The organism is Prevotella sp. LCP21S3_D2, from assembly GCF_052118345.1.
Lineage (GTDB): Bacteria > Bacteroidota > Bacteroidia > Bacteroidales > Bacteroidaceae > Prevotella.
Genome location: NZ_JBQKHJ010000001.1, coordinates 446317 through 466615 on the forward strand (window position 1 = coordinate 446317; position 20299 = coordinate 466615).

General features: G+C 45.8%; 16 protein-coding genes. 7 read left to right on the plus strand and 9 right to left on the minus strand.

Going from position 1 to position 20299, the window contains the following annotated elements; translation table 11 throughout:
- Positions 1-6: 6 nt before the first annotated feature.
- Genes ACTQ16_RS01850 through ACTQ16_RS01865 form a run of 4 tightly spaced genes read left to right on the plus strand, consistent with a single transcriptional unit; the run spans position 7 to position 4473 of the window.
- A complete protein-coding gene (locus tag ACTQ16_RS01850) occupies positions 7-933 on the plus strand; it encodes a lysophospholipid acyltransferase family protein (protein ID WP_441935826.1) in 927 nt (308 codons plus the stop codon).
- Positions 930-1988, plus strand: coding sequence for a CDP-glycerol glycerophosphotransferase family protein (locus ACTQ16_RS01855; protein WP_441935827.1), 1059 nt, complete (start codon positions 930-932; stop codon positions 1986-1988). The genes ACTQ16_RS01850 and ACTQ16_RS01855 overlap by 4 nt, the downstream gene beginning before the upstream one ends.
- A 7-nt stretch (positions 1989-1995) precedes the next feature.
- Positions 1996-3069, plus strand: coding sequence for a pyridoxal-phosphate-dependent aminotransferase family protein (locus tag ACTQ16_RS01860; protein WP_441935828.1), 1074 nt, complete (start codon positions 1996-1998; stop codon positions 3067-3069).
- 57 nt (positions 3070-3126) lie between these two features.
- Positions 3127-4473 (plus strand): adenylyltransferase/cytidyltransferase family protein, encoded by a 1347-nt coding sequence (locus ACTQ16_RS01865; protein ID WP_441935830.1) that lies wholly within the window; start codon positions 3127-3129, stop codon positions 4471-4473.
- Between the two features lie 32 nt (positions 4474-4505).
- On the opposite strand, the gene ACTQ16_RS01870 is transcribed toward ACTQ16_RS01865, so the two are convergent.
- Entirely contained in the window at positions 4506-5303 is a 798-nt protein-coding gene (locus ACTQ16_RS01870; protein ID WP_441933318.1) for a glycosyltransferase family 2 protein, read from the minus strand.
- Positions 5304-5491: 188 nt separating this feature from the next.
- Between ACTQ16_RS01870 and ACTQ16_RS01875 the strand changes: the two genes are divergently transcribed.
- Positions 5492-7057 carry a DUF6056 family protein gene (locus ACTQ16_RS01875; protein ID WP_441935832.1) on the plus strand — a complete coding sequence of 522 codons (1566 nt, stop codon included), beginning with the start codon at positions 5492-5494 and terminating at the stop codon, positions 7055-7057.
- Positions 7058-7111: 54 nt separating this feature from the next.
- On the opposite strand, the gene ACTQ16_RS01880 is transcribed toward ACTQ16_RS01875, so the two are convergent.
- From ACTQ16_RS01880 to ACTQ16_RS01900, 5 genes are all read right to left on the minus strand, one after another.
- Entirely contained in the window at positions 7112-7912 is an 801-nt protein-coding gene (locus ACTQ16_RS01880; RefSeq protein ID WP_441935833.1) for a glycosyltransferase family 2 protein, read from the minus strand.
- A gap of 4 nt (positions 7913-7916) precedes the next feature.
- Positions 7917-8705 (minus strand): glycosyltransferase family 2 protein, encoded by a 789-nt coding sequence (locus tag ACTQ16_RS01885; RefSeq protein ID WP_441935835.1) that lies wholly within the window; start codon positions 8703-8705, stop codon positions 7917-7919.
- Positions 8706-8709: 4 nt separating this feature from the next.
- The gene (locus tag ACTQ16_RS01890; protein ID WP_295346924.1) at positions 8710-9471 is read right to left on the minus strand and encodes a lipopolysaccharide kinase InaA family protein; all 762 of its coding nucleotides are present in this window, start codon (positions 9469-9471) and stop codon (positions 8710-8712) included.
- Between the two features lie 49 nt (positions 9472-9520).
- Positions 9521-10675: an AAA family ATPase gene (locus tag ACTQ16_RS01895; protein WP_441935837.1), complete on the minus strand. Its 1155-nt coding sequence runs from the start codon at positions 10673-10675 to the stop codon at positions 9521-9523.
- Positions 10676-11119: 444 nt separating this feature from the next.
- Positions 11120-13060 (minus strand): LTA synthase family protein, encoded by a 1941-nt coding sequence (locus ACTQ16_RS01900; RefSeq protein ID WP_295346921.1) that lies wholly within the window; start codon positions 13058-13060, stop codon positions 11120-11122.
- 140 nt (positions 13061-13200) lie between these two features.
- Here ACTQ16_RS01900 and ACTQ16_RS01905 point away from each other — a divergent pair, with 140 nt between their 5' ends.
- The gene (locus tag ACTQ16_RS01905) at positions 13201-14907 is read left to right on the plus strand and encodes an ArnT family glycosyltransferase (RefSeq protein ID WP_441935838.1); all 1707 of its coding nucleotides are present in this window, start codon (positions 13201-13203) and stop codon (positions 14905-14907) included.
- 101 nt (positions 14908-15008) lie between these two features.
- Here the strand turns inward: ACTQ16_RS01905 and ACTQ16_RS01910 are convergent, their stop codons facing one another.
- Both ACTQ16_RS01910 and ACTQ16_RS01915 read right to left on the minus strand, forming a co-directional pair.
- Positions 15009-15938 carry a glycosyltransferase family 2 protein gene (locus ACTQ16_RS01910; RefSeq protein WP_441935840.1) on the minus strand — a complete coding sequence of 310 codons (930 nt, stop codon included), beginning with the start codon at positions 15936-15938 and terminating at the stop codon, positions 15009-15011.
- A gap of 157 nt (positions 15939-16095) precedes the next feature.
- Positions 16096-18141, minus strand: a complete 2046-nt coding sequence (locus ACTQ16_RS01915; protein ID WP_441935842.1) for a helix-hairpin-helix domain-containing protein — start codon at positions 18139-18141, stop codon at positions 16096-16098.
- Between the two features lie 194 nt (positions 18142-18335).
- On the opposite strand from ACTQ16_RS01915, the gene ACTQ16_RS01920 reads away from it, so the two are divergent.
- Positions 18336-18974 carry a DUF4294 domain-containing protein gene (locus tag ACTQ16_RS01920; RefSeq protein ID WP_441935843.1) on the plus strand — a complete coding sequence of 213 codons (639 nt, stop codon included), beginning with the start codon at positions 18336-18338 and terminating at the stop codon, positions 18972-18974.
- 286 nt (positions 18975-19260) lie between these two features.
- On the opposite strand, the gene ACTQ16_RS01925 is transcribed toward ACTQ16_RS01920, so the two are convergent.
- Positions 19261-20292 (minus strand): M28 family peptidase, encoded by a 1032-nt coding sequence (locus ACTQ16_RS01925; protein WP_441935845.1) that lies wholly within the window; start codon positions 20290-20292, stop codon positions 19261-19263.
- Between the last annotated feature and the right edge of the window lie 7 nt (positions 20293-20299).

Sequence of the window (20299 nt, forward strand, 5' to 3'; positions counted from 1 at the left end):
TTGTTGATGGTTAAGATTGTTTATGCATTCTTTTATGCAATATCGCTGCTGCCTTTCAGGCTACTCTATTGCATCGCCGATTTCGAGTACTTCATGATGTATCGCGTCATCAAGTACCGCAGGGGTATTGTACGTAAGAATCTCACCAGCTCTTTTCCTGAGAAATCAGAAGAAGAGATTATCGACATCGAGAAGAAGTTCTATCGCTGGTTCAGCGATTACTTCTTCGAGGCTGTCAAACTGCTCAGCATCAGTGACAAGGAGTTGCGCCAGCGATTCCAGGTCATCAACAGCGAGGAAGTGGAGCAATGTTTCCTGGAAGGTCAGAACGTGGCAGCTATCCTGGGCCATTATTGCAACTGGGAGTGGCTCTCATGCGTGGGTATCGAACTGCCCAAGTCACGCAAGATAGGTCTCATCTATCATCCACTGCGCAACCAAGCCTTCGACGAACTCTTCAAGCGCATCCGTTCTCACGAGGAGAATGGCGTGGTGGTTCCCAAGAAAGACATCCTCCGCTACTTGGTGGATTACAAGCGCAAGGGCATCTTGAGCATCTTCGGCTACATCAGCGACCAGGGACCTAAGTGGGAGAACATCCACCTGTGGCTTCCTTTCCTCAATCATCCCGAAACCCCGGTGTTTACGGGTGGCGAAAGAATCATGAGGAAGATGAACAATGCCGTGTTCTATGTAGAAATGTCGCGCCCGAAGCGAGGCTATTATACTACCACTTACAAGCTTATCACCCGTGAACCCAACTCATTGCCGGAGCACGAGATTACCCGCCGCTTCTTCCAGATGCTGGAAGAAACCATCCGCAAGAATCCACCTTATTATTTATGGACGCATAACAGATGGAAGCGAACCCGGGAGGAGTTTGACAAGCGATATGAAATCAAAAACGGTAAAGTAATTCCTAAAGAATCATGAGAATAGTTCTTTTCTGTGAAAACAAGTATGCCATAGACATACTTAATCCGATACAAGAACATGTGACAAAGCAGCATTTGCCACACGAGATATTGTGGTATATCCACAAACCAAAGATAGACAGTTTTCCATACGCCGGCCAGGTGAAATGGACCAACTCTATTCAGGAAGTCTATGACTTCCTGCCAGAGGCTATCTATGTGCCAGGCAACATTGTGCCTTACTATCTGCCAGGCGTCAAGATACAGGTATTTCACGGCTATGCCGCAGAGAAGAAAGACCATTGGATTATCCGCCGTTACTTCGATACCTATTTTACCCAAGGTCCTTACTTCACCTCCCACTTCGAGGCTCTGGCTAAGAAATATGGCGATTTCGAGGTGTTGGAAACGGGATGGCCTAAGCAGGATTGGATCAAGGAAAACCTGCATAAATATGATGCCGACCGAGAGAAACTTCTTAAGGAAAGCGGCAAGGAGACGCTGATACTCTACGCCCCAACCTTCTCGCCAAAACTCACTTCGCTTCCTTACATCAAGGAAGAACTGAGCAAACTGGCAAAGGAACGCAATGCCTTGGTAGTAATGAAGTTCCATCCGCTTACCCGCCAGGAATGGGTAGATGAATACCGTGAATGGGCAGCAAACAAGAAGGATGTTCTCTTCATCGACAAGGGAGAAAACGTGACGAAATATCAGCTGATGGCAGATACGCTCATCAGCGATACCTCTTCCACCATCTATGAGTTCCTGCTGCTCTCTCGTCCAGTCATCACCCTCGGCACCATTTCCAAGGATATCTATTGGGAGAACATCACGGAACCTGGTCAGCTGATTGCCGCCTACGACCATGCCCTCACAGATCCTGAGGCGATAGCCAAGCGACAGTGGATAGTAGACAACTACGACCCATATCTGGACGGCAACGTATGCCAGCGCATGCTCGACGGCGCTGAAGACTACATTCGCCGCCATGGAGTGCCGAAGAAGAGAAAGCTGAATCTCTGGCGTAAATATACCAGCATCAAGACATTTGGAAGAATCAAGAAAGGATAAATAAGATATGCTTAATTTTACAGTAGGACCTGTGATGGCAAGCGATGAGGTTAGAGCCATCGGTGCTGAGCAGGTGCCTTATTTCAGAACAGCAGAGTTCTCCGCCATCATGAAGGAGAACGAACAATTGATGAAGCAGTTTGCCAAGGCTTCAGACGATGCCCGCACAGTTTTCATCACAGGTTCGGGCACAGCCTCTATGGAAGCTGTGGTCATGAATGTGTTCACTCCTGCCGACAAGGTACTGGTAGTGAATGGAGGTAGCTTCGGTCACCGTTTCGTACAACTCTGTGAAATTCATGAGATACCACATACAGAAATCAAACTTGAGATGGGGACTCCACTCACGGCAGAAGACCTCAAACCCTACGAGGGACAAGGCTACACCGGCTTCCTCGTCAACCTGCATGAGACTTCTACCGGCGTACTCTACGACATCCAGATGATCAGCGACTTCTGTCATCGCAACCATATTTTCCTGGCCGTAGATTCCATCAGTTCATTCCTTGCGGACCCATTCAACATGAAGGAACTCGGCGTGAACGTAATGATTACGGGTTCACAGAAGGCACTGGCATGTCCTCCAGGCATCTCTGTCATCATTCTCGATACAGAGGCAATCAAGCGAGTAGAGGCAAACAAGGTTAAGTCGATGTATTTCGACCTGAAGGATGCCTTGAAGAATGGTGAGCGTGGACAGACTCCTTTCACCCCAGCCGTAGGAACCTTACTGCAGATTCATGCCCGCCTGAAGGAGATAGAACGAAATGGCGGCGTGGAGAGCGAGAACAAGCGCATGAAAATGCTTGCAGAAGATTTCAGAAGCAAGATCAAGGACCTGCCATTCACCATCGTATCTAAGTCGATGTCGAATGCCGTTACTCCTCTGCATCCACTGAACGCCTCTGCCTACGACATCTTCCTGAAGTTGAAAGATGAATATAGCATCTGGGTATGTCCTAATGGTGGCGATATGGCAGAAAAGGTATTCCGTGTAGGTCATCTCGGCAACCTGAGTCCGGAAGACAATACAACACTCGTTGATGCACTGAAGGATATGCAGGCTAAGGGACTGCTATAAAGGGGCAGCTATAATATATATAATAAGGTATAGAGAACTTTCAAGATAGAGAAACTTATGGTTAAAGTTATCACATACGGTACTTACGACCTGCTTCATTATGGTCACATCCGTCTCCTGGAGCGCGCCAAGGCTCTGGGCGACTACCTCATCGTGGGCGTAACCTCGGATACCTTCGACCGTGAGCGAGGCAAAATCAATGTACAGCAGTCACTTATGGAACGTGTGGAAGCCGTACGTGCCACCGGCATTGCCGATGAAATCATCATCGAGGAATACGAGGGACAGAAAATTGATGACATCAAGCGACTGGACGTAGATATCTTTACCGTAGGTTCTGACTGGAGAGGCAAGTTTGACTATCTCAACGCCTATTGCAAGGTGGTTTATCTAGACCGCACTCAGGGCGTATCGAGCACGGAGATCAGAAGCGAGCAGCAGGTGGTTCGCCTCGGACTGGTGGGCGAATCGCCTATCCTCAACAAGATAGAGCGGGAAAGCCAATATGTCAATGGATTTGAGGCAGGAAAGGTATTCTGTCTCAACGACCAATATCTCTCAGAGAATCTGCAGGCAGAGGAAAAGCAGGCAGCCAGTTTCCAGGAACTCCTGGACGAAAGCGATGCGCTCTATGTCATCTCTGCCCCAAGCAAGCACTATACTCAGATAAAGGAGGCATTAGAAGCTGGCAAACACGTATTGTGCGAATCGCCTATCACCCTTCAGCCTCAGCAATGGGAAGAACTCAAGGCAATAGCAAAAGATAAGAAGGTAGTCTTGATGGACTCTATCAAAACCGCCTATTCCGTAGCTTATTACCGACTCTTACTCTTGGCAAAGGGCGGTATCATCGGCGATATCATGTCGGTGGATGCCACCTGTACCAGTCTCGTAGACTTCGACCCGACCCAGGATTCCCAGAAGAGTCTTTACGAATGGAACAGTATCTGCGCCTGGGGCCCGACAGCGCTCCTGCCTATCTTCCAGCTTCTGGGCACAGAATACAGCAGCAAGCAGATAGCCACCCACTTCCTGGACGAGGCAAAGCGCTATGATGCCTTCACCAGGATATCCTTCCTCTACCCTCATGCCGTAGCTTCACTGAAAGTAGGACAAGGCGTAAAATCGGAAGGCGAATTGATTATCTCAGGTACCAAGGGCTATATCTACGTACCAGCCCCATGGTGGAAAACCGATTACTTCGAGGTGAGATACGAGAATCCGCAGAACAACAAGCGCTACTTCTACCAGCTGGATGGAGAAGGCTTGCGCTATATGCTCCTCTCCTTCCTCAAGGCAATCCGAACCGGCAAGGACTTCTCTTACGTATCCAATGATATCTCAGAAGAAATCGTCAGGACTATCGCAGATTTTGAAGCAAGAAAGGAAATGGTCATCATATAGGGTTTTCCTACATGATGACCATTTCTTTTATATTAGCAATAAGCCACTCTTAAAGCAATGCCATTCTGACACCAATTCAGCTGGTGGAGCTTAACCTGCTGTAAAACCTTCACATGATATTGTTCATTGGCCTTAGAAGCTTCCCGGTGATACAGATGATACATGATGCCACCCATCTTGAGGGCTTTCTTCCTGATACCCGCAAAGTGCAGGCGATAGGCAAATTCACCATCCTCATGCCCCCATTGCTTCAAATCCTCATTATATCCATTGACAAGAAGAGCATCAGCCTTCCAGTATGCCATATTGCAACCTCTCAGATGATCGATGCGGCGGGCATAACGAAAGGCGAGATAATTTCTCAGCATACGGGAACGGATGCTGTTCAGCATATAAGGCAACGGCATGTTCCAAAGCTTTAAACGGGCATGCTTATCCTGAAGCAAACGTTTCGAAACAGAAGCCTCCAGTCTCACTCTACTGCCACAGACAAAGCAACCCTCTTGGGCAACCTCCAGATGATCAGCAACAAAGTGAGAATCCAATATCACGTCACCATCTACCTGGATGATATAATCGCCCGTAGCCTTAGCTATCGCCTTATTCAGAATGACAGTACGGCGGAATCCCTTATCTTCCTGCCATACATGCACAACCGGTACAGGCGAAGACTTTGCATAACTATCAATAAGCTGCTTCGTTTCCGCTGTAGATCCATCATCGCCAATAACAATTTCGTCTGGCATTTTACTCTGATGCATGGCACTTTCCAAAACCATCCTTAAGGCTTCTGGCCAATTATACGTAATAATGAGCAATGTTACCTTCATACCTAAACTTTTATTACAATTTACCTTTATCTATCTTTCCTTTAAACACTCTTATGACGCAAATCTTGCATGATCCCCCTATTAATTTTACCGACATTCATATAATTTAACAGCTGTTTATGCAAGAAGACACAAGATTCTCTGTTATTATCTATGTAAAAAGAAAGAAATAAGTAAAAAACAACACGATGAATCAGAAATTGTTGAAAAGCCAGACGATATTGGCTATTTGTATTCTAATCTTATCTATCATCCCTATCGTGGCAATAGGTCCTTACCTACATCAGTTTGCGGATGACTATGTATTCGGAGCTCCAGTCTACAAGGCTTGGACCGCCACCCATTCATTAGGAGCATGCATTCAGGCTGCATGGGATGAATCCATGCATATCTACCAGACATGGCAGGGTACTTACTCTGCATGTTTCCTGATGGCATTGCAACCGGGCATCTTTGGCAAATACTGGCTTGTACCTATTATTCTATTGGGAGGTTTGGTTCTTTCCACCTATTCCCTGGGTTATACAGTATTACGCAGGTTGCTACATATCAGCAAGCTGGAGTACGCTTTCGTTTCTACGCTGTTCGTATTGATGACCGTACAGTTCGTATGGTCGTTCTACGATGCATTCTTCTGGTATAACGGAGCGATGTACTATACCTTATATTATAGTCTTTCGCTGTTTCTAGCCTCCCTGCTCATCGAATTCCATCTTACGGAATCCATCATGGCGAAAATCATCATCACGCTGGTTTCCGCAGCACTCGCCATATTCATAGCCGGCGGCAACTTTGTTACCGGTCTGGGTATGCCTGCCATTCTCTTTATGGCTATCGTATGGATGTGGGTGGAGAGGAAGAAGACTCCTTTCTTCCTGATTTCTATCCTTATGGTTTATGCCAGCGCCTTTGCTTTCAGCGTATTTGCACCAGGCAATGCAGTCCGCCAAGCCACAGTTACCGATCAGCCGAATGTGGTTGCTGCCTTCTTTATGGCAATAGGAAAGAGCGTGGAATTTCTTGCTGATGCCATTGGAATCATGGAGGTACTCATGTTTACCATTCTTATTCCATTCCTGGCAAGATTAGCCAAGGCATCCCGTTTCAAGTTTTCTCATCCATGGCTTTATCTGCTCATCTCTTTCCTGCTCTACAGCGCCTTCTTTTTCCCAAACAGCTATGCCATGGGATCCAGAGGAGCTGACAGAGTACAGAATGTATACTTCTATGTGCATCTGTGGATGTTCTGCTTCAATATCTTCTATCTCTCAGGTGCCCTCCAGCGCAGAGCGGCTACTCAGGAACCGGTAAGCGTTGCCATAATGAACCTGATTGACGCCATCAAACAGAAATACGATAGATACTTCAAGTGGACACCGGTATACTACTGGCTGGTATTGGTACTGTCTATCTCTGCCAAGCCAACTACTACCAACAGAACTATCACCCTGCTGCGTAAGGGAACAGCGCAGAAGTTTGACCAACAGATGCGGCAGCGTGAAATTGAAGTAAAGAAAAGCAAGGCAGACCATCTGGTTCTGAATCCGCTCACCGTAAAGATGCCATCCGATGCATTCCACGACATCACCATCTATCCAGGGTACTGGATTAACCGAGGTATGGCAAACTATTATGACAAGAAAACGGTAGTAGCATTACCTTTCGATGATGCCGACGAATCACCAGCCCAACTCCTGGAACGCTGCCGGGAGGAAGTAGGACCAGGCGGAATGACCTTTATCGAAGGAAAATAAATAAGAAATTAACAATATCATTCGTCAAACAAAAAAGGTAAGTAGCCTAAGCAACTACTTTCCTTTTTTATTTTTCATACGATTTTCAATTATCTTACTGACAGCAACAAACTGATAGATTCCTTCATAGCAGGCACAGATAAATCCTTCCTTACCATCCCGGAATCCACCCTTCTGTATATAAGCACGGAAGAAACGCACAAACGGACGATAGAACAAGGCAGCCATTCCATAATTGCGATCTTTCTTCTTTTCTATTTCATTCGCTGTATACTGGTTGATCTTTCCCATCCTGCTGGCGATACTGTCATCTGCCAGATGAACAAGTGCCATATCAGCATGAGCCGCTGGTATCTTTTCTATCCTGCCCTTGATAACAGGATCGGCATGAATGATGGCTGGCCATACGGTATCCTTCCTGATAAAGAAACGCAACTGGTAATCAGGATAGAAACAATGCATGAATCTTCCCATAAAGCGACTCTTGCGTGGAACATACAACCCCTGTGGAGCATCCTTCTTCTCTATCAGGGAATAAAGATAATGCTTCAGTTCCGGGGTTACCAATTCGTCTGCATCAACCACCAATACCCACTTGCAGGAAGCGGCATCAATGGCAGTCTGCCTTGCCGGTTCACAAATCTGATAATTGCCTCTAGGGAAGATAACAATCTTGCAACCATATTTACGGGCAATATCCAATGTATTATCCGTACTCTCCATATCGCAGATTACTACCTCATCGAAGTTTTTTACTGTTTCCAAAACCTCTGCCAAATGCAGCGAGGCGTTATAGGTATTAATAACGACAGAAATGCCGCGCTCTATATTTATTTGACGATTCTCTTCTTTCATAATTTTACAAGTATTTGTCTATTCCGTTATTGCAACGGGTTATATGCTCTTTTTCAACCTTTTCTAAGGCAATATTATGGGTTTCCTCATTAGCCCTGGAAGATTCCTTATGATATAGATGATAAACAATACCACCCATTTTGAGCACTTTTTTCTGAACGCCAGAATAGTACAGTCGATAAGCTATCTCTGTATCTTCATGCCCCCATTGTGTCAAATCTTCATTATACCCATTTACCCGGATAAGGTCGCTCTTCCAAAACGCCATATTACAGCCTCTCAGATGCGCCAATCTACGGGCATAACGGAATGCGAAATAATTTCTGAGCAGTCTTGAACGGAAACTATTACAAACAAAACTGATAGGCATATTCCATGGTTTTATGACAAACTTATTGTTTGCCAATATACTCATGGTTTCCTTCTGAGATATCTTAACTCTACTTCCACAAACAAAACTGCCTTCTTGAGCCATTTCAATATGGTCGGCAATAAAGTGAGAATTTAAGACTACATCTCCATCTATCTGGATAATATAATCGCCCGTAGCTTTAGCTATAGCCTTGTTTAAAATGGCTGTTTTGCGAAAGCCTAAATCTTTTTGCCATACATGGATAACTGGGTGGGGAAAGTTGGCTGCAAAATGTTCTATCAGCATTTTGGTTTCTTCTGTAGAACCATCATCTGCTATCACTATTTCATCAGGCAAGACCGTTTGACGACTCACACTAGCGAGTACCATCCCCAATGCTTGAGGCCAATTATATGTAGTCATCAATAATGTTGTCTTCATAACTTTACTTTTTTCTAAAACAATGCGTTATATTTTTTCTTTTCTTCCATCGCCAATCATGTTCTGCCTTACCATCCATAAAGTTCTGAACCTGAGACTCTTCCAATCCTCTAGCCTTGACATATTCACGGGCTACAAGCTCGAAGACATCCATTCTGCCGGTGAATCTCGTCAGGTTTTCCACACATTCCTTCATCGGTGGATAACCTGTGTAAAACTTCATGCGGTTGATGTCGATAAGAGAGAAGGTATAATGGCCATCAGCCTGAGGCTGATACAGTACATTACCACTGTTCAGGTCGATATCGATGATACCTTTCTGATGCAGGCGATTCACAAAGCGGGCAAAATCACCAGCCATAACCTTGTTGAATTCCTTCGGATCGTTCAACTGCCCCGTAATAGGCAAACTGTTATCTACATCAGAGATAAAATAGCAATAGTCGATAAGTCCATTCACTCTTGTCTCAACATATCCAAAGCCTTCAGGGGTAGCAAAGCCATCCTCCTGCAGTTTGACAGCATTCTCATAAGCCCGGCAAGCCTTGGTAGAGCGGAAGAAACTATATCCTATCTTCTGAACGAAGTTAGGGCGCTTGTATCTTTTCACCACCACTTCCTTGTCTTTTCCATCAAGCTTCACAAGAAAAGCCTTGATTACATTCCGTCCCTGAAAGATGCAACGTCCCTCCTGCTCGAACACATCCGGGATGCGCTCGATGAAACTTCTCATCTCTTCGTATTTTGGATTTATCTTTATCTTCATTTGTTTTCTATACTTTTATATTATCATTGTCCAAGATACTTGGGTACATTTATGATTCCTTCCACACTCTTCTCTTGAGCCACAACGCCAAGATGGGGTCACTCATTTCCAGATGCTTAGGAACAGGAATCGTAATCAGATCTTTTACCATCAAGGATTTCTTAAGGCGGGTTACATTGGCGGCAGTACCCAGGCGATAAGTTTCCAATATTGCCGTCTGGGTGAAACCAGTATGTACTCCATTGATAATGGCATGCAGGAAATTCATCTGATAGGCAGAAAGGTCTTCGGTCTGCTGAATAAACAAAGGCTCACAGGCATCCAGCAACCTGTCTATTCCATATTTCAAGTCCTCTTCTGTAGCTGCAGAATCATCCTGTACACGCAACCATACAAACCATGCCAACTGCTGTACATAAGAAGAATACCTATCTGTTACCTGACAGATTTCTCGAGCCAGCTCTTCCGAGATATGCTTGCCGGTAGATTCGAAACGCTGACAGATATACTCCACCCAGTCTTTCTCGCTTATCTTGTTCAGATAGAAGAAATCTCCAAAGCGATAGAATGGGTAACTGGCATTCTGGAACATCTGTTCCATCATGTGTTTCTTGCTTCCATAAAGGCAGTAAGAAACATGGCTCTGCAATTGCCATACGCTACGGAGCTTCTTCTGGAAGGTCAATGAATCTGGGAAATCGCCTATCTGCTGAAATTCATCGATGCAGACTACGATATGACAACCTTTAGACCGAGCTATCATTTCCGGAAGTCTCAAAACCTCTTCTGTTGTATTGTTACCTGCATTATACTCCAAAGTCAAAGAGAAATCAGTCAAAGCATCTTGTCCTATACTGATTTTCGGAACGAAACGGCTCAAGAACACCTTGGCATTCTCCATCCATTCTTCCCCTTTTGAAGAAGTAGCCCGAACCACAGCTGTGGCAAAAGCATTGATAAAATCATTCTCAGAGCGACAGCCAAAGGCATCTATACGAGCTATCCTGATGTCTTCGCTCTCTACAAGCGAACACACCTTATCCACCAAAGAAGTCTTACCCATACGACGAGGCGCAATCAATATCGTATTCACTCCATACGTAAAGTTCGCCTTCAGGCGTTCTGTTTCCTCTCTACGGTCGGTAAAGGAATCTCCCTCCACACGAACACCGAACACAAACGGAGCTTCTTTACTTTTTCTCATAATTACTACCTTATTTTATACTATACAGCTTTTCTTCTGCAAAGAAATTGCAAACGAGCGCAATGAAAGCTGGCTTTCAAATTGCCGAGTGCAGCTTTTCTTCTGCAAAGAAATTGCAAACGAGCGCAATGAAAGCTGCGCTTTCAAATTGCCGAGTGCAGCTTTTCTTCTGCAAAGATAGCCAAAAAAAACAAATTAAACAAGGTTGTTTTAAACAAAGTTGTTTAAAACCATCTTTTTTTTGCAGAAACAGCGATTCTTCGTCTGATAAAAATATAGTTTCATAAATTATACCCTAGGGTATAATACCTTTGGGTATAATTTTGTAACTTTGCAGAGAATAAAACTTCAAGCCCTGAAGGATAGAAAAACTATATGAACAGTCAATCCCCCATCACGCAGCCAAAGCGTGGTGGGGGATTACTGTTTCTGATAATATTTTTTTTATTGCTGATGTCGCTCAATATACTCCGCTGCCTGGATATTCGAGAAGACATAATTCTTCAAATCCCGGAACTTAGACTCTTGCTTGGTTTCCTTCAGATTGCCATTCGGCAACACATCATAGCAGAAACTGCGGTTCATCGACGGATTATAGACGAAGCAACGCTGATGATCTCTTGCCACAATCTGGTTATCTGCCGAATAGAATACCATCGGGCGCTGCTGCTTCAGCAGATCCACGCCGAAGCCCTCGTACTCATAATTCAGATTCATCAAGCCGAAAAGCGTAGGCATCACATCCACCTGCATGCCCAAGCCCGCATACTGCTGCTGCGGAACACCAGGACCGAAGATGATGAGCGGAATGTGGTTGTAAGACTGAGGCAACTCGCCCTCGCTCTTACCCACCAGCTTGCCATGGTCTGCCTGAATCACGAATATCGTGTTCTTATACCAAGGCTCCCGGCTTGCTTTCTTCAGAAAATCGCCTATCGCCCAGTCGGCATACTCCACTATCTGCGTTTCCTTCTCCTTGGTCTTCGGCTTGAAGAAATCTGGAATGATATATGGCGGATGATTGCTCACGGTGAGGATGGTAGCCATGAAAGGCTTGCCCGTCTTCGCCTTCTGGTTGATGGTGCTGAGGGCATAGCCCATCTCGAAATGGTCACTCACACCAAAGCTGTTCACCACCTCGCTCTTAGGATAGTTCTCCTGAGAGAAGATGTCATCGTAGCCATTGGTCTGAAAAAAAGCCTTCATGTTGTCATACTGCGCCTCGTGGGTCATGAAGAACATGTTCTCGTAGCCATACTGCTTCAATACCGTGGCGATACCCTTGCGGCGCGGAGTTACCGTTCCCTTCATCAGGTTGCGGAACATGAGGGCAGGGAAACTGTAGAGCGTAGCCGTCATGCCATGGTTGGTATGGATACCGGCACTATAGAAATGGGTGAACGCCAGGGAATGATGATAGAGCGAATCGAGCGTTGGGGTGAGCGGCTGCTGATTGCCGAAAGTGCCCAGCAGGTTTGCCGACATCGACTCCATCAATATCACCACTACGTTAGGATGATTCTTCTTCATCATCAGGGAATCGTTCACCACCTCACGCTTCAGAATATTCGTGCTATCCACCTTTCCCGTAATACCGAGCCACTGGCGGGTATTCGTGATAGCCTCAGCGTACGGCATGAGATGCAGTTCCTTGTTCTCCTTGCGCATATCGTCGAGCGCCGAAGTAAGGAGATTGAAGGCAGGATTGATGCCAAGCTGGTTGAGAAAGGAATCCTCGCAATAGTAAGCCTGACTCACCTTGATTGGGTTATAGCCCATTCTGCCACGGATGCCAAAGAGGCAGGCGCCTATCATCACCGCAGAAATAAGGAAACGACTTGCCACCAGCACTAGGTGCATATTGTCCTTTGGCAACAGGAAAAGCCCCTCGAAGTAGCGGCGCAGGCGGATAAGCGCATAGATAAATGCCCCCGTAAACACGAAATAGAGGGCGATATAGAGCCAGTAGGAAGACTCCTGCAAGAGCATGCCCGATGTGGTAGCAACATAGCCGAACCAACCGAAGATGCTGGAATTGATGTTCTTGAAGAAATACTGGAAATAAGGGGTATTGGCTGCCGAAGGCATGAAGGCGATGGCAAACCATGCCGCATACCAGATGTTGATGCCACGCAGCAAACGGCGATGACACCACCCCAGGCTGGCAGCAACAAGGAGCACAGCCACAGGCAATACCGAAATATAACAAGCGATGACATTGTCAAACCATACACCCTTGACAAACGCCATCACCCTACTCGCCCCTGCATCCACTATCATGCCATGCAGGGCGATGAATTCCACCAATCTGAACAGAGTCATCACCAGCAATGCCAATACATGCACCGAAAGGAGATAACCCAAAGCCTTAAAATATCGTTTCATCTTTATTCTACTTTAGAAATCGGGTGCAAAGTTAATAATTATATCCCAATAAAAGCAAAATTCCCACCTTATTCTGTCTATAAACAAATAATTATATGTAACTTTGCAGACAAAATAACATTATAAGACTTCGATAAGACATGAACATCAAGTACAACAAAGCCCTGTGGCTTATCACTATTCTAGCCATCGTGATGCTGATTCCATTCCTCGGACTCTCTGATTTCAATACCAAGGGAGAACCTCGCGAGGCAGTAGTTGCCTACACCATGCTGGAACATGGCAACTGGATATTGCCTATCAACAATGGAGGCGACATCCCTTACAAGCCACCTTTCTTCCACTGGTGCATCGCTTTCTTCAGCCTTTTCATCGGCTACGTGAATGAGTTCTCCTCCCGTCTGCCATCCGCAGTATCGCTGGTATTGATGACCATCGGCGGCTTCGTGTTCTATGCCAAGCGCAAGGATACCCAGATCAGCCTCATCGCAGCCATCCTCACACTTACCGCTTTCGAAGTGCATCGTGCGGGAATCAACTGTCGTGTGGATATGGTGAACACCGCCTTCATGGTGGGAGCCATGTATCTGCTCTATCGCTGGTGGGAGAAAGGAAAGCACCAGCTGCCTTGGCTTGCCATCCTCTGCATGAGCGGTGCCACGCTGACCAAGGGTCCTGTGGGCATCATCCTGCCATGCTTCGTGATGGGTGTATTCATGCTTACCCAACGGGAGAACTACTGGGGCATCGTATGGCGCATGGCGCTAACCGCCCTGCTCTCGCTCATTATCCCATTCTGCTGGTACTATGCAGCCTATCAGCAAGGCGGCGACGAGTTCCTGCGTCTGGTGAAGGAAGAGAACATCGACCGATTCATGGGCAAGATGGCATACGAATCGCATGAGAACCCGGCGTGGTACAATCTGCTTACACTCGTGATGGGTTGGGCTCCTTATACCTTATTATTACTGTTCTCGCTCTTCATCCTGCCATGGAAAAAGTTCTCAAAGACCCGATTCCTGGAGAATGCGAAGAAGGCTACTCCGCTGCAAGTGTTCACCTGGCTCGCCTTCCTCCTGGTGCTTTTCTTCTACTGCATCCCAAAGAGCAAGCGCAGCGTCTATCTGCTGCCATGCTATCCGTTCATGGCTTATCTCATCGCCGAATACATCGTTTGGATGATGAAGGAAAAGATGGGAGCCATCAAGGTATATGCCGGCGTGATTGCCTCGCTGGCAGTTATCCTTGTGATTGCTACGCTTGTTATACGAGCAGGCGGCATACCAGATACCATTTTCCATGGCAAGCATGCAGCCGACAACATCGCCATGCTCCATGCAATAGGGGAATCTACTCATGGTATCCTATTCTACGTATGCTATATGTTTCTTATAATAGGGGCTTATCATATATTCAAGGCACTCAAGAAAAAAGAGACAAGCCAAATGATGAAATATACATTGGTGATGATTATCGCAATTTTCATCACACTCGACTCCACCCTGCAGCCTGCCGTGCTCAACACGAAGGCAGACAAGCATCTGGCGCCGGTTATTGAAAAGAAGTTTGATACCAGCAAGCTCTACTCTTATATGTCAGTAGATATGCTGCATTTCTTCAGCCTCAACTTCTATCTGGGCGATAAGATCCAGCAGTTTGACAAGGTGCTGCCACAGGATGGCGTGCTGATGATTCCAGAGGAAGACATGCCAGATTTCAAAGAGAAATTCGGCAAGGACTATACCTTCCAGAAGGTTTGGGAAGTAAGGAGGCTCGTAGAATGGCACCATCCGGTAGGCTTCTATCAGTTTGTAAAGACAAGTGCCAACATCGCACAGAAGAAATAATCAATAATCAGATACAAAAAATAGCATCGGGATTCATCAACCCGATGCTATTTTTGTATCTATCAAATTTATAGTCTTCTTATTTTCTTTCTTCTATAAGATTATACTCTTTCTTCGATAAAGTATCGAGGACGGCGCTTCACCTCGGTATAAATCTTGCCGATGTAGATGCCTGTGATGCCCACACCCGTGGTGATGATGCCACCGATAAACCACATGGAAACAAGCAGGGAAGTCCAGCCCTGGATGGTCTTGCCCTGGAAATGCTCCACCAAGGCAAAGATAATCATGATGAAGGCTACTAAAGTCATCGCCAGACCCAGAAAGGTGATAAACTTCAATGGTGCCACGGAAAACGAAGTGATGCCATCGATACTGAAGCTCAGCATCTTGGTAAGCGGATACTTGCTCTCGCCTGCCTCGCGTGCCTTGCGGTCGTAATAGACGAATCCCTCACGGAAACCCAACTGTCGGACGATGGCCCTGAGGAAGAGGTTGCGCTCAGGATATTGCATCAATGCCTTGAGGGTACGGTTGGTCATCATTCGGAAGTCTGCATGATTCTGCACCGTATCCTTGTCCACACTCTGCATCAGTTTATAGAAGGCAAGAGCTGTGAATCGCTTGAAGAACGTATCGGTCTTGCGCTCCTTGCGCACACCGTAGATGATATCCTTGCCTTCCTGCACCTGCTGTACCATATCGATGATGACATTCTCATCATCCTGCAGGTCGGCATCGATACTTACCATCGCATCGCAATGATCTACCGCCGTTTCCATTCCTGCCCAAAGGGCATTCTGGTGTCCACGATTATGGGATAACTTGATGCCGTGTACATAATGATGTTGCTTGGCAGCATCCGAAATCATCTGCCAGGTACGGTCACGGCTACCGTCGTCGACAAAGAGCAACTCCGTGTCGGCGTCTGTCTTTACTTTTATTGTCTGTATAAGATTGCCGAGCACCTCTAAGGTTTTAGGCAACACGGCTTCCTCGTTATAACAAGGAATCACTATTAATATCTTCATCACTTCTCTTGTTTTCTTCGTTAGCACAGAGATACTTTACTCTTTTGCAAAAATACCCCGATTTTCTTACATACACAAATAAAACGCCAGTTTTTTCATTATCTTGCATCATATTACCCAAAAAGAATGAAAAGAAAAGCAGGAATATACTGCATTCTCACCATTTCCACTTCACCTGTATTTCCAGATCCATCTGACGCGAACCCGCTATTTCCTGCTTTCCGGAAGAGATGCGATTGCGATCAAAATAATCGGTTGTACCCAACTTGGCAATCACCAGCAGATGTTCGTTAATCTCCGAACGAGCCACCAGGGCATAACGGATGCCCTCACCATAAAAGCTTCCGAAACTCATCTGATAAAGCAATCCCGGCTCATAGACATAGATACGGCTGCTGTAATCCTGCGTATGGAAATAGCCGAAACTCCCCGATAACCTCAACCATCGCCAACTGGTTCCAAGATTCTCATTCAGCATATAGCCCCGGCTAATGGTACCTTTCTCGTTCTCCATCAGGCTAGCCTGTTTATTCTCGGAGAATTCAACACTTGTCTTGGCAAACCATTTTGCATTCTTAAGATTGGCATAAAGACGTAAGCGTTCGGTAGTTGTACCCGCCTTATCCTTATAACGGATTCTGCCACCTAACGCCAAACTTCTGGAAGCCTGAAAGATGATACTTACCAGATTATCCCAACTATGCGTACTCTCCCTGGTCTGATACTTAGGCCAGACAAAATAGGCAAAATCACTATAGGCGGTGATATTCCAACGACTGGCAGGAGTCCAGGTAAACCCCAGATAGGCTCCGTTTTCATCCTGTACAGCACTTCCCTCGGAAAAACTGTTGCTGAAGAGCGAATAGTATCGGGCAGAATAGAAGCGCTGCAATGCCATCAACAGAAAATGATCAGTAAATTGATAAGAGATGGTATTCAATGTAGCAATGGCACCACAATCGCCCGTAGCCATCTCACCGGCAATATTCCAACGGTGCGAGATATAGCCATAGTCTATACTGGCATTCCAGAATTGGTCGCCTACCGGCGAAAACCGCTTATAGAGCTGAGATGTATTAGGAGTAAGCGGAAGAGAAAAGGAGGTATAGAAAGCCGTGGCTCCTGCATGCCAACCTGCGTGATGATAATTGATATTACCTCCCACCAAGGTGTTGGAAGCAACATCCTGCTTTGCTATTTCGGAGGAAGTGCGATGCAGACCGGTCTTCAATATCGTCTTGATACCACCATTGGCAGACAGAGTGGCATCTATCTTGCGATAAGATACAAACCCCGTTATATCAAGTCCTTTCATCAAGGAACAGGTTGCAGCTGCTCCCTGCAGATAATTGGCTGAAGAACGGGAAGAATGTACACGGATAGTACTCGGCATGGAACGTCCGAAGGAAGAAAGGATGGAGAGTTTGCCAAAACTGAAATCGTTATTGAGAATCAGTCCCAATCCTTCATGCAGACGGTATCTGCCAAGAGTGATATTCTTCCATCGCCCCAACTTCTTCAGCTGTATATAAAAGGAATAAAAATCATAACCCAGACTGTTCTTACCAGAACCAAAAGGCTCACCGGCATCCTGGGCTCCCACGACTCCCATCTTCACATAGTCGCCATACCTGAACTGATAGCGCACGCCATGCTTGTACTTATAACCCAAGTAACCATCGGCCCCCATCACATCGCCCTTACGTTCATAAAACGGCACTTTCAGCATTCCCATCAGCTCATGCTTGCCATACCGGACTATAGTCTTGATGCCAGGAAAATCCTGCCGTGTGACATCGGCAACATAAAAGAAATAATCCATCAGCTGCCGCTGATACCAACTGATGCTCGGAATCAAAGCTAATTCGGCCATACTCTTCATTCCTCCATAGCGATAAACGTATGCCTGAATATCTTCAACCTGTGAAGCCGTGAGAAAAGGCAACTGTTCTAATTCTTCACGCGTAGCCACATTCAAGTTCATCGGATGCTGAGCCAATTCTTCCAGGTCTTCCTCATAATCTTCCCATAACGTAGTCTCGAAGTCCTCTGTCTCAGAAAGTTCCAGAAGAAGCTGTTGCCAGGGTTGAGACGCAGGAGAGGCAGAACTTACAGGAAGCGAGTCCTTAACTACTGAAGAAGACTGAGCACAACAAAGAGAAGCATAGAAAATCTGGGAGCTGCCTATAAGAAACAGTTTCAACAAAAAAGATATTATGAAATAACAACGCTTCATCTATAGGCAAACGATTATTAATTTTCTTCAAAGTTACTATGAAATTCTGAAAAAGAGTAAGAAAATAGAAATAATCTTTCTCTAAATGAAAAATAAACTGTAATTTTGCGGCTAAATTAGAAACAATAGAGGGTTACACCTCTTTTATATATATAGAAACAATGAAACAGAAATTGTTATTCTTGCTGGCGATGCTCTTCTGCACCAACTTGCAAATAATGGCACAAAAGAATGATACCAAACCGGAAGACAGGGCGGTAGACATGGATGCTCCTACCTTTGAGCCGATGGTTAGAGTGGGTAAGGTACTATTGGATAAAGATAGCATTCAATACGTACAGGTGAACAACGTGTATGTCTATCCGCAGCCAGTATTCAAAAACGCCAAGGAGCGAATGGCTTACAACCGACTGGTATACAATATCAAAAAGGTATTGCCTATCGCCAAGGAGGTAAGAAAGATCATTATCGAAACAGGTAATTATCTGGAGACTCTCCCTAACAAGAAGGCAAAGGATGCACACATGAAACTGGTAGAGAAGGGAATCAAGGAAGAATACACTCCAAGAATGAAGAAACTCACCTATGCACAGGGTAAACTCTGCATCAAACTGGTATATCGAGAGTGCAATTCCTCATCCTATCACCTGATTCAAGCCTTTCTGGGTCCTATCCGTGCCGGATTCTATCAGGCATTTGCAAGCCTCTTCGGTGTCAGCCTCAACAAGAAGTACGACCCGAACGGCGTTGACAGATTAACAGAAAGAGTGGTAAGACAGGTAGAATCGGGGCAGATTTAACCAGCTCATCTTATTCAGAAAGCCCATACACTTAGGTATAAAAGCATTTCCAGTCAATAGGAATTGCTTTTATACCTAAGTTTTTTTGTTGATACAAGCAGAAGAAATCTCCGTTCATAGACATTGAACCGCCGTTCAAAGACATTGAATGTCGGTTCAAAGACACTGAACGGCGGTTCAACGTCTATGAACGAAGATTTAAACTGGCTGAAAAAAGAAATGTTCCTAAGAAAAGCAACAACTTTTCCTAGGAACATTTCCTTTTATATTCGAATGGGATGCCCACCTATTCCTCAGTATAAAGCACCTGAATCATAGTCTGGCCAACCGCCTTAAGCACATTCTTATCCAGATGAGCCATATCATCGCTCACGGTGTGCCAGGTAGGACCGAAACTGCTCTGCTGGCAGTCTGGATAATAAGCAATCACATCTACAGTAGGAATCTTAGCCTTCTCGTTGACCGGAATATGATCATCAGTAATCATTCCGCCATCGCTCTTAGGGAAGTAAAAGCCAAAACCTGCCTGACGGGCTGCAGTCCAAACCTTCTTCACGATGCCACCGGCATACTGCATAGACATACCTTCACGATAGAACTTGGCTCCCTGTCCGCCCACCATATCGAGGAGGATTCCGAAACGAGGATTATATCCCTCAGGCTTGTTCTCGCTCCAGTACTGGGCACCCAATGCCCAACTGTTGCCATCGTCCTGAACATCAGCCCACTGAGGTGTTCCCCAGTCTTCGGTATCGAAACATACGAAATCTACGCCGATGTTAGGATTCAGCTTCTTGTCAGCCTGCAGCTGGCGGGCAATCTCCAACATGACGGCTACTCCGCTGGCTCCATCGTTGGCAGCCATTACAGGCTTGCGCCAATTGGTACTGTCGGGATCGTTGTCAGCCCAAGGACGGCTGTCCCAATGAGCACAGAGCAAAATGCGGGTTTCAGCCTTCGGGTTGTAATGGGCAATGATATTGGTATTCTTCAATATCGTGCCATCATAACCCTTCAAGTCTGCCTTCTGGGTCTCTACCTCGCAGCCAAACTGCTTGAACTTGCTCACAATCCATTCGCCACACTTATCGTGCGCCTCGCTGTTCATGACGCGAGGACCGAAATCGCATTGCGCTGCACAATAAGCCAATGCCGAATCAGCATTGAAAGCCGGACCTACGGGATTCAGCTTCTCCGCTTCCTCTACCTCCTGCACATCAGGCGAACTACTGGTATTGGCATTCTTATAGCTGATGGTACCAGCCACCAGACCGGCAGCAACCACCACACCTAATATAATTTTCATTTTCTTCGTCATCGTATTT